Source organism: Agathobaculum sp. LCP25S3_E8, assembly GCF_052117165.1.
Lineage (GTDB): Bacteria > Bacillota > Clostridia > Oscillospirales > Butyricicoccaceae > Agathobaculum.
This window is the reverse complement of the sequence record NZ_JBQKJR010000018.1, coordinates 1-14,083: the sequence shown is the minus strand read 5'-3', so window position 1 is coordinate 14,083 and position 14,083 is coordinate 1. Positions and strand designations below refer to the sequence as shown.

Below are 14,083 nucleotides of genomic sequence, written 5' to 3'. Positions count from 1 at the left end.
ACAAAGTTTTTAACGCCTTTTTTGTTTCTATTTTCTCTTGCCGCTCGATTGACATTTCATTTCAAATGCAGTAAGATAAATAAATAGTCTGCGCTGCGTGTCTGATTGCAGATACACTGAAACTCTGCCCATTCCCGCAACCCGGAATATATATTTATAGGCCTTGCAGCTCAGCCCGATAGAGCGACCGCCTCCTAACATCTAGCAGGTCCTCGCCCGCTGATGCCGCTAAACTTTATATTTTTTCATATGCCCCTGTAGCTCAGTTGTATAGAGCGACCGCCTCCTAACATCTGGCAGGTCCTCGCCCGCTGACGCCGCTAAACTTTATATTTTTTCATATGCCCCTGTAGCTCAGTTGTATAGAGCGACCGCCTCCTAAGAATATGTTAATCACGGGCCAAATGATTTTTTGAAATCTGAAGTCCGGTTCGAATGGAGTCGCGATTTCGGCGTTTTTCTAACGCCGGGGAAGAGGAACATTTTTAAGAAAATTGCTTTCAAGGGACAAAAATCCATTAGCAAAATGACCGTTTTTCTAATGGATTTTCCCTCTGAAATATAGATCGTCACCTTGGACGAAACGTGAAAAACCGCGTAAAATCAAGGAAACTTCATAGATGTCTCTGTAGCTCAGCAGGATAGAGCGTCCGCCTCCTAAGCGGAAGGCCGCTGGTTCGAATCCAGTCAGGGACGCCAGCGCACTATCGCGGAAGATTTTTCACGAAATCTTCCGCGTTTCTTCTAATAAAAAAGAGGCTTCGTTGATAAAGTGCTAAAGAAACAGGGCTTTTATCTAATGAACAAAAACGCCCTGAACTGGTGATTCCGCTAAAAATGGCGCATGTTTCCGTGTTCACCGGTGTATCTGGGTGTAAATCTGTGATAAATCGCCCCTATTGCTGCAGAAATCTGAAATACGATACCTGGAACTGCTATGACGGAAGAAAAGACTTGAGGGCTGATTTCTAAAGACGTTAGAAAATCGGGTGACGAGATTTTAGAATTCTAAAATCAACCACCAAAATTAGAGAAAGCAGCAAACCGGGATTTGGAGGATAGCATATATGAAATACAAAGGAACGCTTATTGTTGTTAAAGACTGCAACCGTGCTCTAAAGTTTTATCGTGATATGTTTGGGCTTCAACTTCTACAAGACAATGACGGAAATATGGAACTGACGGATCATTTGTATTTGCAGGAGTTGGGTTACTGGGAAGATTTTACGGAAAAACGCATAATTTCAAACAGCAATCAGTCCGAATTATATTTTGAAGAACCCGATATAGAAAAATTTGTGGCACGACTTGAGCTGCTCTACCCCGAAACCGAATATGTCAATCGTCTGATGACACACAGTTGGGGGCAAAAGGTAGTCAGATTTTATGACCCTGACGGAAATCTGATTGAAGTAGGAACACCCGTGTAACACATCTCGACTACTTTCAGTTTGTCGTTCTCCTGAATGACTTAATATCGATATCTTACATAGCCCTGTGGTGACTAATCCTCATCACAGGGCTTTTGTCGTCTCCGGACTTTCCCGGCGGCGGATCAAAACTATGGAGGATATCGTGATGAGAAAAAAAGTGAAACGCAAAACCATTCTGATCGACGGGATCAGATACTATGATGACAAGCCGGATACCTGCCGCAAGTGCTTCTTCTGGAAGAATCGCAAGGTCGGCTGTGTGCTTGGTACGCAGAACTGCTACTACCTGGCTGAGGCAGTAAAGACCGAGCAGGAAAAGAAATGTGAGGGCTGCTGTTACGCCAAAGGCCATCCCTGTGTCAGCGCTGTCTGCTACAAGGAATTGGACGCATGGCTCAGAGCAATCCGCGCTAACCGCGCAAAGGAAGAAGGTGCGGCAAATTCCATATCCAATCAAAAGGCAATGTTGGAGGAGTTCGCCGCACGGCAGGGCTTTACAAACATTGTCCATTTCACGGACGATGGCATTAGTGGTACTTGCTTTGACCGTCCCGGATTTTTGGCAATGATGAAAGAGGTTGAAGCCGGGAATGTGGAGTACCTGTGTATCAAGGACATGAGCCGCATGGGTCGTGACTATCTGAAAGTCGGTCAGATTATGGAAATCCTACGTCAGCGTGGCGTTCGCCTTATCGCCATCAATGACGGCGTAGACAGCGCCAGAGGGGACGATGATTTTACCCCTTTCCGCAACATTATGAAGAACATAAGCTGTTTGGGAAGGGTGTTCTGCTGAATCACTCTTTTTCGACAAAGCGATGCGGTTCAATCGCAAACCGTTTTTATAGAATGTTGTCAGGTATATGCCCGGACCGCAGCCGGGTCTTTTCTTTTTCCCATTATACCACACCTACGAAGCGGTAAAAGATTTTAATGTCCTGGTGACGCTGACCGTCTATAACGGAGCGTTCCCCGATCTCGATGTGGTCAATCAGTTCCTCAACGATTTCCCGGTCAAGCTCCTGCACATCCAGATAGCGGCGGACGATGCCTGCCCATTGCCGGATATTTTCAACCTCCTGCTGGGCTTTTCGTTCCTCTGCCAGAAGTGTGTCTAAGCGGTCAGTCTTTTGTATGCGCTCCTGTTCGCTTTTCTGAATCAGAATAGCAAAGGTATCGCTATTGATCGTGCCACTGACCTTATCCTCGTAGAGTTTGACGGTCATGTGTTCCAGTTCTCCAATACGCCGCCGCAGTCGGCTGATTTCCAGTTTGGAATCTTCCTGCTTTGCGGTGCTTCCATAAAGAATCTGCTGTTTCAGCTTGTCCAGCACCTCGTTTTCATCCTGTGCCACCGCTTGACTGTGCGCCCGGATTTCATTCAGTACCAGCGTTTTCAGAGAGATTTCATAAATCCGGTGCCAGGAACAGGCGCTGTGTCCGGTGGTGGCAAAGTGTGAGCAGATATAGGAAACATACCGCTTGGATGTCCCGTTTTTTCTGCGCTGGGTCTCGCGGGTGGCTACCAGGGGATGCCCGCAATCAGCACAGACCAGTTTGCCGGTGAACAGGGCAGGCAGAGGGTCGGCACGGTTTGCTACCTGCTGTTTGACTACCCGGTTCTTTTCCTGAACCGCCTCCCACAGTTTCCGGTCAATGATTGCTTCATGGGCATCCTCGTGGCAAATCCATTCCGTTTCCGGCTTCTGTATCATGGTTTTGTCCTTGTAGGAACGGGAGCCGGTGCGGTTCTGTGTGACTATGCCGAGATAAACGGTGTCATTCAGGATGTTTTTCACCGTGGCATAGGTCCAAAGTTTGGAGTATTTGCAGATGCCTTTTTTTCCGTAGTGCAGTTCCCAGTGCCAGCGGGGAGAAAGGATGTCTTTCTTGTTCAGCACCGCCGCAATCTTGCCGTAGGCCATGCCTGAATAGCGCATCCGGTAGATCTCCCGCACCACAGCGGCGGCTTCTTCATCCACCACCAGCCGGTGTTTGTCCTCATCACTCTTGCGGTATCCGTAAGGAGCATAGGCGGTCAGGTATTGGCCGCTTTTCTTTTTGGAGTACAGCACTGATTTGATTTTTCCCGACAAGTCTTTCAGATGGTAGTCGTTCATCAGACTGCGGAAGTGCAGCATATCGGTGTTGTCGCCCTCGCTGTCCAGACAGTCCAGCACAGACACGAACCGGCAGCCAAGGGACGGGAAAATCACATCCGTATAGCGGCCTACCTCTACAAAGTCACGCCCCAAACGGGACAGGTCTTTGACCAGGATCAGGTTAATCAGGCCGTGGCGGGCATCCTCCAGCATTTTCAAAAATCCGGGCCGCTGAAAATTTCCACCGCTGTACCCATCGTCCCGATAAGTCTTGACCTCCATCCAGCCATTCAGCATAACAAATCTGGAGAGGATTTCATACTGATTTTCAATGCTGGTGGATTCATCGCCGGGGATATAGTTCTTTGCCTTTGCGGAATTGGAAGCATCGTCCACACTCAGGCGGCAGTAGATGCCGACCTTATATTGCTTCTTCAAGTGGCAGCCTCCTTTCTTCCGGGATATTTTCGCTTGCGGCAATATCCCTTGCCAGCGCCGCGTCCACATTTCCAACATAGCGGTAGTAAACGCGGAGGTCACAAACCCGCTGGCCGCCCACTTTTTTGGTTTCTCCAACCTCAATGCGGTCTACCAGTTCAAAGAGAATGGATTCATCCAGCTCGGTAATCTCTGTGTACCGGCGGATAATAGCCAGCCAGCGGTTCGCATCCGTGCGGTTTTCCAGGTAGCTTTTGACCTTGCGTTCCAGTTCCGGGATTGCTTCGGACTTTTCTGCCCGTTCTGCTTCATATTTGTGCATCAGGGTTTGAAAAACGGTCTGCGGGATGGTTCCGGCGCATTTATCCTCATAGAGATTCTGCATCAGCCGTTCCAGCTCGGAAAGCCGCGCCGTGTATGTTTTCAGCTCCTGTTCACAGGAGGAAAGGCGGCTTTTGGCTTCCTTATCCTTTAAGCGGATAATCTGCTGGACCAGCTGTTCCGGGTCATATTCCGCAAAACGAGCCTTTTCCCGAATGTCCTCCAGCACCAGATGGGTCAGCACATTCTCATAGATGGTGTGGATAGTACAGGCACCTTTGCCGCTGCGGGAGTAGTTCCCACAGATAAAGGAGCTGTACCGCCCCGGCGTCCCGTCTTTATAGGTGAATCGCTCCACCTGATTTCTCATTTTGAAACCGCAGTCCGCACAGTACACAAGGCCGGTGAAGATGCTCCTGTAACCGTCAGCGGAAGAAGATTTCCGCACCTTCTTTTTATCAATGCTGACTACGGTATCCCACAGCTGCTGTGAGATAATCGGTTCATGGGTTCCTTCCACACGAATCCATTCTTCCTCCGGCTTATTGATGAGTTTACGGGATTTATACGACAGCGTTCCGGTCTTTCCCTGAACCATGTTGCCGATATAAACCTCGCTGCGGACAATGTTTTTCACCGTCTGGTCTGCCCATTTGTGGTTGACCCGGCGCGGATCGCTCTGACCTTTGCGCTGGTAGTACAGCACACCGGGGGATGGGATGCCTTCCTCGTTCAGCGTGACGGCGATGGCGTGAAACCCTGTTCCGGCTGCCCGCATCTCAAAGATACGGCGCACAATCGGGGCGGTGTCCTCGTCGATCACCAGATGGTGCTTATCCGCCGGGTCCCGCTTATAGCCGTAGGCGGGATAGGTTCCCATGAATTTCCCGTTTTCCGCACAGGCTTTTTTGACTGCTTTGACCTTCTTACTGGTGTCGCGGCTATAAAATTCGTTAAATAAGTTCAAAAAGCACATGACATCGGTGCTGCCATTGGTGCTTTCCGTGTCAATGCCGTTGTTCAGAGCGATAAACCGACAGCCCAGAGATGGGAATAAGTAATCCGTGTATTGCCCGAACTCAATGTAGTTACGGCCAAAACGGGACAGGTCCTTGACCAGAATCACATTGATCCGCTTGGCCTTGGCGTCCTCAATCAGCCGCTTGACCCCAGGACGGTCAAAATTCGTACCTGAATATCCATCGTCGATATAGGTATCAATTTCATTCCAGCCCCGCTGCCGCACATAGTTCTGAAGCAGCAGTTTCTGGTTCTCGATGCTGACGGATTCGCCGTCGCGTTCATCGTCGTTACTCAAACGGCAGTAGATGCCGACGTTGTATGTTTTTGTAGCCATCTTTATTTTCCCTCCCGATTATCCAGATTCCATACCTCGTGCGGCGTGATGGCTCCACAGGGAATATCCCTGTATGAACATCGTAGCGGAGAATCCATCGCCGCGCAAGTATGCGGCAAAGCCGGGAGGATGGTGTGACTATGTAGCCGTGTGTGCAGAGCAGCTGGCAGGTGCGGAAACCTCCGACATGGCGCGCCGGACAGCCAGCTGCTCCAAAGTCTTTCCCAGTTCCTTTTCACCCGAAAAAAAGCTGGTCACACGGTAAATGGTTTTCCCGATTTTCACCTCTTTGTAGGAGGTTATAGGGGTATTCCTCTGATCCATATTGACGCACCTCCAGTCAAAAAACCTGTTTCTTCATAAGATATGAGGAAACAGGTTGTCTCAATTCATATAAAGACAAGCAGCCGCACCGATAAAGTTGAGGGGATATGCGAACCTGCTAATCGGTACGGCTGCTGTATTGTAGTTTGGTTATTGCTCGCCACATTTGCCACGCACCCCTGACGATGGGGACATTCCGGTCTCCGCTGGCGCGGCTGTCATAACTCCGCAGCGTCGTTTTACTCGTGCGCCGCAGGGTTCCTCCCAAGTCTTTAGGAGGCCGTGAGGAAGTATCTTTAAGCCCCCATGCAGTCATCGCGCCGAATCTGCCACAATCCGTTTTATGAAATCGTAGATCGCTCCGAAGCAGTTCTTTCATCACCTCCCTGACTGCTCCATCTTCGCGGCGTTTCATATTCGCTCGTACATGGGTTATGTACCGGAAATGCCGTCTATTCAGTTGTCAAGCTGCATGAGAGAGATAGACCCTCTCACTTACTTCCCCGTTGGGAGAGTGGTTTTGGTCTATGCTTTTCCCATGTTTTCCAAAAAAATTTTTAATTTTTGGAGCAGCTTGACTTTGCGCTGATGCAGAGCTGTTTTGGAAATTCCAAGCTCCATGCTGACAATCCGTTCTGACTTGTCCTCGAAATACAGTTTGTGGAGAATAATCCTCTCATCCTCTGACAAACATTCCAATAATCCCTCCAGCCAAACGGACGAGACCGCCTGTTCCTCCACGGGTTGACCAGAAGTAGCAAACTGCTTGTCCTTTGCCAGCAGGCGCTCATAGGAATCCTCTCTGCTGGGCAGAAAAGTTGCGGTGTCTTTCTGGAACTTCTCCGTTTTCAGATCGTAGGAAAAGTATTCTTCTTTTCGCTCATAGTGCTGATACACACGGTAAACCTGTTCGCTTACCGGCACAGCCTGTCCATCTATGTAAAGATAATAATTCGCCCTTTCTTCACGATTTTTACTCATAGCCGTTACCTCCGAAAAAGTTTGAAAAGTAGATAGGTTTTCAAACTCTCGAAGGGCGGCGAACGGCAGCCGACAAAGCGGAATCGTTTCTGTCGAATCACCGAGCAAGATGGTTCAGCAGGTGGCGGTTTGTCGGACTTTTTGTGATACTCCCGTCGATTTCTGCTTCTAAATGAAGAAAATGCGGGTTTCTTATCGAAAAAAAGCGTACAAAAAGAGGGCACAAGTGAACTTGCTATCACTTGCGCCCTGATTGGACTGAATATTTTATTTTGGAGGTCTCCACCTGTTAGCGGTGGAGAAAGGTCAAAAGGGGTATCTACCCATAAGCGGCCTCCCTTGCACCGCTATGGGAATGGAACAAAGCAGTAGAAGTTATATGTCCCGAAAACCGCTTGCGGCATCTATTGTTACTGTTTCAATATACTCCAATGCTGCTTCGTGTCCTTTCTGAATTTGTGGTCAGTTATCTTCTCGCGCCATCTGCGCCAACTTCGTAGCCGTCCACTTTGGTGCTGACCGCCATAGAGCCGTCCGCATAGAAGTAGTACCACTTGCCGTCGATCTGCTTCCAACCGCCGGAGAACATCTTGCCGTTATTGTCCAGCCAGTACCATTTCTGGTCGTCGGAGAGCCAACCTTTCACCGACTCTCCGTTTTTGTAGTAACTCCATTCGCCGCTGTCATTCTGCCTCCAGCCGTTTGCGGTCTGCGGGTCGATGATGACCTCCACAAACCGGTGTAGGACGGTGGCGGCTTCAGCGCGGGTGGCGTTGCCCTTCGGGTCAAACAGATTATTCGCCTTGCCGGAGAGAACGCCTGCCTGCTGCATCGTCTTGACCGCATTCTTTGCCCAGAAGGAAATCTGCGCGTTGTCGGCAAAGGTCACAGCCTCCAGCATTTTCGGGATAGAATAGCCCATCTTATCGGCGTAGTTCTTCATAATCACTGCCATCTGCTCACGGGTGATTTTGTTATCCGGGGCGAAAGTGGTAGCACCGGTGCCATTCACAATGCCCTTGCTTGCCGCCCAGTTGACATAGGGAGCGTAGTAGGCGTCGGTTTTCACATCAGTAAATTTCCCGTTTTTGTAATCTGCCGGATTGATTCCTGCCAGACGCCCAAGGGCAGTGACAAACATTCCCCGTGTCAGGGTGGTGTTCGGACTAAAGGTGGTTTTGCTTGTGCCGGAGAACAGCCCGCGGCTGACCGTAAACAGGATATGTTCCTTAGCCCAATGACCATTGATGTCGGTGAAGTTCGGAACTGGGTTCTTGTAGCCCACACCATAGATACTGAAATGTGCCGCTTCAAAGATTACGGCTTTCTGGTCTGCGTCATAGCTGGATTTGGTCAGCCATTCCACCTTTCCGGTCTTGTCCACATAGACTGCATACAGATTTCCGGTCTTCTCATTCTTCGCCGGAGCATAAGGGATGGCAACGCTGATGGTCTCTCCATTTAGATTGACAGCAGTTTTCTTGCCGTCCTTAACACACTCAAGTGTGATGTCATAGACCGGACGGCTTCCTATGGCTTTCTTGGCTTCCTGATAGGAAACAACCGTTTTTTTGATCTTCAAAATCAGTTCGCCGCTGGTCTGGCGGTTTAGCTCCTTGAGGGTATCCAGTGTGAAGTCAAAGTCTGCCATACGATCGGTGTCGATGGTGAACTGCTTGACATTGGAGGACACCAGCTTATCCAGCGTGTCCGCTTTCAGGGTAATCTGTACATCCTTCAGTTTGGCATCCATCTTTACAGGAACCACCACAGCAATGCCGTTTGCGGTGGTTCCATTTTTCTTCGCGTCAGCGGTGGCCTTGTTGATCGCGTCCTGTACGGCGTTGCCGTCAATGCTGGTATTTCCGTTTTTATCCGGTGTTGCCGGCTTGGTCTGGCTGGTGGTCGGGATGTCCGGTTTGGTCTGATCCGGACGCTCTACAACCGTGGAGCTGCTGGAGCCGCCGCCGGAGGAAGAACCACCGCCGGTAGAGCCGCCGCCGGAGTAGGACACCACATAGGGCGTAATGCTTCCGGTCAGATTGTTGTAGTTGTCCCCGTCAGTGGGAGTATAAGTCCAGTTGTAGGCGGTGTTAGCTGTTACAACGGTGTCATCGGCAACGTCCCACGCGATGGAACCGTCGGCGGGGGTAATGCTGCCCACGGCCAGAGCTGCGTCCGCCAGGGTCTTGCCGGAGGAGGTGATGGCGGTGTAAGCGGGAGTGCCGGTGGGGGTGGCCTTGTTGATGGTCACCTTGATGATATCCTCAACCGTTTCATAGGTGTTCGTGTCCGCGGGGGTGAACACCACGGTCACGCTGTCGCTGCTGTCCGCAACATTCACGGGAGCCGCGTTCTTGAAGCTCCAACTGCCTTCCACGCTGGCGGTGCCGGTAATGGCGCTGTCCGGAACAGCGGAGCCGGTATAGGCCACGGTGATGTCGTTGGCGCTGACCGTGGGAACATCCTTTTCCGTCAGTTCGATATTGACCTCGACGGTGGCGTTCTCATAGTTGTCGGAGGAGATGACCACCCGCAGGGTCGCGCGGCTGGGCATGCTGCTGGACAGGGTGTAGGTCACTTTTCCGGTGTTATCCACATCCCAGTCGGTTATAGAAACGACATCACCACAGGACATGGTTCCTTTGGTATAGGTCAGGGTGCCGGCGTCGGCAGGCATGCCCGCGCGGCCGATGTCTTTGCTCTGCTGGGTGTTCACGGTGTACTTCTGCTCGACAGAAATTTTGTTCAGCATCGGCGCGGCGGCCTTGCCGATGGTAAAGCTCTGCTGCGCTTCGCTGAAGGTGTAGTTTCCGGTCGTCTTTTCCGTGACCGTGATCTTGCCGGTGCCGGCATTGATGTTGTCGGCGAGAACGGCGGTATAATCACTGTCGGTCAGAGCGGTGTCGCCGTCCTTCACCGTGAAGGCGGGCGTGATGGCGCTGCCGGTGAAGGTATAGGTTCCGCTCACTGCAATGGTGGGCGTGATGGACTTTTTGGCGATGGTGAAGTCCTTGGTCACGCTGCCGGTGTAGTTGGAATTGTCCTTGGCCGTGACCGTCAGGGTGTAGCTGTCGGCGTTGGTCTGCACATTGTTGGACACGTTGCAGGAGCTGGTGATATCCACTTCACCAAGCTTCACGGTAACCGTCTGGGTCTGGCTGGAGCCGTTGTAGGTCAGCGATTCACCCAGCGTGACCGAAGCGTCCGCAATGGACCTGGGCGCGATGGTGACGCTGACCGAAGCCGGCTCGCTGTCGGTGTGGTTGCTGTCGCCCACGACCTTGTAATAAACGGTGTAGCTGCCGGTGGTGGTGCCGGTGGGAACACTGTCGCTCCAGTTTGTATTATTCAGACTGTACTGCATGGTGCCGTCCGCTGTAGTACCGGCGGTGACCAGCGCCTGCGCACTGCCGTTATAGACCAGAGTGTTTGCGGTGGGGGCGGTCAGCGTGGGAACCTGCTTTTCCCACCGGGCAGTCAGGCTGGTCACGTCCGCCGGAACACTGGCACCGGGGGCGTAGAGCTTGCCGTTGCTTCCAAGCCACACGAAGTAACTGCCCGTATCTCCATCGGGGCGGGTCAGGCCGTCGCTGCTGGGAGCGGTGTATGTCCCGCTGGATTTCACCGCCAAATTGACAGTAACAGCAGTAGCATCACGTCCCACATGGCCGCCGTTCAGGTCCAGCGTGACGGTCGTCAGGCCGTTAGCGCCCAGGTCGCCAGGGTTCAGGATTTCAAGGACGGGGCGGAAACCGACGCTCGGAGTGGAGATCGTAGCAGAGTGGTGGCTCCAGAGGCGGGCCGAAGAGTACCCGCGAACCGCACGGCCCGACGCGTCGCCAGAAAAAGTATCCTGTCCCCACGAAAACATTTCATTCCAGTTTTGGATATATTCGTTGTCCTTGTTCAGTATCGTGTCCCATTCGTTGCTTTGGGGCGTGCCGGGACCGGAATCGCCCGAACCTGTAGAAGCACTTCCCACAGACGGTGCGCGCAGGGTATAGTCCACGCCGCCGGCGACATAGCCCTTGCCGAAAATCAGACCCTTCTCATTCAGCTCATCCCAGCTGACGGTATGGGTCACGGCGTAGTCCGCGATAAACAGGCTGTGGGCGTAAGGCTTTACCGTATCATCAGTGCTTACACCTTCAGAGTTGCGGGAATAGGCGTTAATCGTCCCCACATAGGTAAAGGGGACATAGTGCAGGGCGCTGTCCGGCAGATTGCCGTTTGCCGTTCCGGGAATATTCATCGCCGATAGGTCAAAGTAATAGGTGCCGTCGGGCTTGAGGGAAAACTGCTCTGATAAAGTAAACTGCGCCGTGAGCTTGGTAACGTCCGCCGGAACACTGTCGCCGGGGGCGTAGAGCTTCCCGTTGCTTCCGAGCCACACGAAGTAACTGCCAGTATCTCCGTTCGGGCGGTTCAGACCATCGGACGCGGGCGCGGCAAACTCGCTGCCGGTTTTCACGATGATTTGAATAGCATCGGAGCTACCGCCGAGCGTTCCGCCGTTCAGGTCAAGGGTAACGACCTTCAGTCCGTCAGACTTCAGTGTGTCAGGGTTCAGGACTTCAAGGATGGGGCGGAAACCGACGCCCGGGTGGGAGACCGAAGCACCGTGGTGGTCCCAGTAGCGGGCCGAATCGTACCCGCGAACCGCACGGTACGACGCGCCGCCAGAAAAAGTATCCTGTCCCCACGAAATTATTTCATTCCAGTTTTGGATATATTCGTTGTCCTTGTTCAGCATCGTGTCCCATTCATTGCTTTGGGGCACGCCGCGTTGGGAATCGTCCGAACCTGTAGAGTCACTTCCCACAGACGGTGCGCGCAGGGTATAGTTCACGCCGCCGCTTTGGTATTCCTTGCCGAAAATCAGATTTGCGGTATTCAGGGTATCCCAGCTTACATCATTCGTTACGGCATAGTCCGCCACAAACAGGCTGTGGGCGTATTTGTTCTGCTGTGCATCCTCCTCGGTGGTTGCCGTCGCAGACGTGAGCTTGTAGGCTTCTATTGTTCCGGCATAAGTAAAGGGAACATAGTGCAGGGTGCTGTCCGGCAAGCTGCCGTTTGCCGTTCCGGGGATGTTTGCGCCGGAGAGGTCAAAATAATATCTGCCGCCGGGAGTGAGGGAAAACTGCTCGTTAGGCGAATCATTAGCCAATAGCATTGGCGCAGCCAGCGCCCCCAATGCAGCGGCAGCTTCCGCATACCGGGTAAAATCCAGCTCATCTATTTCCTCGTCGGAGAGTTTCTCCTTCGCCTCGTCTATGGCGTCAAGCTGCGCCTTGACATCTTCGGCGTTATCTTCAGTGATTTCTTCTGCGTTCGGTAAAGCGTCGATCATGGCCTGTACGCTTGCCACCGTGACAGCCTCCGCATTGGACGGGGTATTATCTCCCGCGCCGCATAGCTCGCAGACATATCCGCAGGGCGTCCCCTCGGCTGCGGGGGAATAGCCGCAATCCTCCGTATGTTCGGCGTGGTGTTCGCATAAACCGCCCGTTTCCGTAATGGTCTGCCCCCTGTCCTGTGTCGGCGTCTCGGCAAAGACCGTTGGGGTACAGAGGGAAAACAGCATTGCGCCGCTAAGCAGCAGGCTAAGTATTCTTCGTTTTCTTTTCATATTCTCCTATCCTTTCTGTCAAAATTTTCTTGCCGGCATGGCAAGGCAAGCTCTGTCTTTTCGGCTTGCAAAGGTTAAACAGAAATTATTATAAGGGCTGCTCTCGCTCCTGTCAATCGACTTGGCGTGAAGCGACGTTTAAGAGGCGTGAAACGACAGCAAAAAAACGCCGCCCATGTCTGTCCATGGAAATGGACACACGTGGACGGCGATTCGGATATGGAGCGGCTACAGACTATCGGTCATCTCCTGTGACTTGTCGAAATAGCGCATCATTGCCTGACTACCTTGCCTGCTGATTTTGGTATATGCGATGTCTGAGAGGTCGAACAGGATGCACCCGCAGTGACCTTGGAAGGTGGGAAAACAGATCACCTGCAGCCACGCGCCGATCTCCGGACTGTAATCCATGACCTCCTACAATAATAATTACGGTTTAAGGCGCGGCAGCCAGCCGCGTCTTTTTCCATCTCAAAGCCGAAGCTGTTAGAATGAGAGAGTAAATGGCCTGACAGTTAAGACCTTGGGCTGACACGCCCGCACAGGAGTCCGTCAGCCGCCTCTTTCATTCGCAGCATTCGATTTGCGCAGGTAGAGCCACCTTGTGCGCTCGCGTCACCCAGGAGATTGAACAGGCAATGAGTAAAGGGCGGAACGCCATATCCAATCAGAAGGAGGAGCGATATGAACGCAGTTGGAATTGATGTTTCCAAAGGGAAAAGCATGGTGGCTGCCCTGCGGCCAATGGGTGAAGTGGCATTGCTACCACAGGAATTTCTCCACACCGGGGTCGGTCTGGAGCAGATGGCTTACACCATCCTTGCGCTGGGAGAAGATACCCGCGTTGTCATGGAGGCCACCGGTCGCTACCATGAGCCGGTTGCGGCAGCGCTGCATGAGTACGGCATCTATGTCTGCGTCCTGAATCCGCTGTACATCAAGCAGAGCGGAGGCGGTTCCATTCGCAAGGTCAAGACCGACAAGGCCGATGCCATGAAGATCGCCAAGTACGGCCTTGACAACTGGGTGGATCTGCGGGAATATACTCCCATGGACACTGTAAGACAACAACTGAAGCTGTGCAGCCGCCAGTACAATCTCTACATGAAAACGGTGGTGTCGCTGCAAAACAATCTCATTTCTCTGACCGACAAGACCTTTCCCGGCGTGAACGAACTGTTCTCCAGCCCGGAGCGTGCGGACGGCCACCAGAAATGGGTGGACTTTGTCATGACATTCTGGCACTGCGACTGCATCTGCCGCGTCAGCGAGAAGGCATTCACCGAGCGCTACCAGAAATGGTGCAAGCGTAAGGGTTACCATTTCAGTGAAGAGAAAGCTCTGTATATCTACGCCGGAAGCTGCGGCCATTTCACCACGCTACCGAAGAACGACAACACCAAGCTGCTCATTACCACAGCCGCACAGCAGCTTCTTGCAGGAAAGACTACGTTGGCTGCTCTGCGAGCAGAGATGACACGACTCGCCTCAC

8 protein-coding genes, 1 tRNA gene and 1 pseudogene are annotated in these 14,083 nt (G+C 52.3%); 4 read left to right on the top strand and 6 right to left on the bottom strand.

Annotated features, from left to right (window positions below; translation table 11 throughout):
- The first annotated feature begins 622 nt into the window (after positions 1–622).
- The 3 genes and pseudogenes from ACTQ34_RS08200 to ACTQ34_RS08190 form a co-directional block, all read left to right on the top strand.
- Positions 623–699: transfer RNA gene (locus ACTQ34_RS08200), tRNA-Arg, on the top strand.
- 368 nt (positions 700–1,067) lie between these two features.
- The gene (locus ACTQ34_RS08195; RefSeq protein WP_349141970.1) at positions 1,068–1,430 is read left to right on the top strand and encodes a VOC family protein; all 363 of its coding nucleotides are present in this window, start codon (positions 1,068–1,070) and stop codon (positions 1,428–1,430) included.
- Positions 1,431–1,815: 385 nt separating this feature from the next.
- A pseudogene (locus ACTQ34_RS08190) lies at positions 1,816–2,193 on the top strand (recombinase family protein); the annotation flags it as partial.
- Positions 2,194–2,332: 139 nt separating this feature from the next.
- Here ACTQ34_RS08190 and ACTQ34_RS08185 read toward each other — a convergent pair.
- The 6 genes from ACTQ34_RS08185 to ACTQ34_RS08160 form a co-directional block, all read right to left on the bottom strand.
- Positions 2,333–3,973: a recombinase family protein gene (locus ACTQ34_RS08185; protein ID WP_340039128.1), complete on the bottom strand. Its 1,641-nt coding sequence runs from the start codon at positions 3,971–3,973 to the stop codon at positions 2,333–2,335.
- Positions 3,957–5,651 carry a recombinase family protein gene (locus ACTQ34_RS08180; protein ID WP_340039129.1) on the bottom strand — a complete coding sequence of 565 codons (1,695 nt, stop codon included), beginning with the start codon at positions 5,649–5,651 and terminating at the stop codon, positions 3,957–3,959. The genes ACTQ34_RS08185 and ACTQ34_RS08180 overlap by 17 nt, the downstream gene beginning before the upstream one ends.
- Before the next feature lie 138 nt (positions 5,652–5,789).
- Positions 5,790–5,975, bottom strand: coding sequence for a hypothetical protein (locus ACTQ34_RS08175; RefSeq protein WP_441363354.1), 186 nt, complete (start codon positions 5,973–5,975; stop codon positions 5,790–5,792).
- 525 nt (positions 5,976–6,500) lie between these two features.
- Complete coding sequence (locus tag ACTQ34_RS08170; RefSeq protein ID WP_154473831.1) at positions 6,501–6,956, bottom strand: sigma-70 family RNA polymerase sigma factor; 456 nt, start codon at positions 6,954–6,956, stop codon at positions 6,501–6,503.
- A 466-nt stretch (positions 6,957–7,422) separates the two neighbouring features.
- Entirely contained in the window at positions 7,423–12,591 is a 5,169-nt protein-coding gene (locus ACTQ34_RS08165) for an S-layer homology domain-containing protein (protein WP_441363353.1), read from the bottom strand.
- A gap of 228 nt (positions 12,592–12,819) precedes the next feature.
- Entirely contained in the window at positions 12,820–13,002 is a 183-nt protein-coding gene (locus ACTQ34_RS08160; RefSeq protein WP_441363352.1) for a hypothetical protein, read from the bottom strand.
- A gap of 273 nt (positions 13,003–13,275) precedes the next feature.
- Here ACTQ34_RS08160 and ACTQ34_RS08155 point away from each other — a divergent pair.
- Positions 13,276–14,083, top strand: an 808-nt coding sequence (locus ACTQ34_RS08155; RefSeq protein WP_441363351.1) for an IS110 family transposase, incomplete at its 3' end; no start/stop codon positions are given.

Bases quoted from the DNA above. Each gene is read 5' to 3' on its own strand.
- ACTQ34_RS08195 (WP_349141970.1), top strand. From the start codon at position 1,068: ATGAAATACAAAGGAACGCTTATTGTTGTTAAAGACTGCAACCGTGCT.
- ACTQ34_RS08180 (WP_340039129.1), bottom strand. From the start codon at position 5,651: ATGGCTACAAAAACATACAACGTCGGCATCTACTGCCGTTTGAGTAAC.
- ACTQ34_RS08175 (WP_441363354.1), bottom strand. From the start codon at position 5,975: ATGGATCAGAGGAATACCCCTATAACCTCCTACAAAGAGGTGAAAATC.
- ACTQ34_RS08170 (WP_154473831.1), bottom strand. From the start codon at position 6,956: ATGAGTAAAAATCGTGAAGAAAGGGCGAATTATTATCTTTACATAGAT.
- ACTQ34_RS08165 (WP_441363353.1), bottom strand. From the start codon at position 12,591: ATGAAAAGAAAACGAAGAATACTTAGCCTGCTGCTTAGCGGCGCAATG.
- ACTQ34_RS08160 (WP_441363352.1), bottom strand. From the start codon at position 13,002: ATGGATTACAGTCCGGAGATCGGCGCGTGGCTGCAGGTGATCTGTTTT.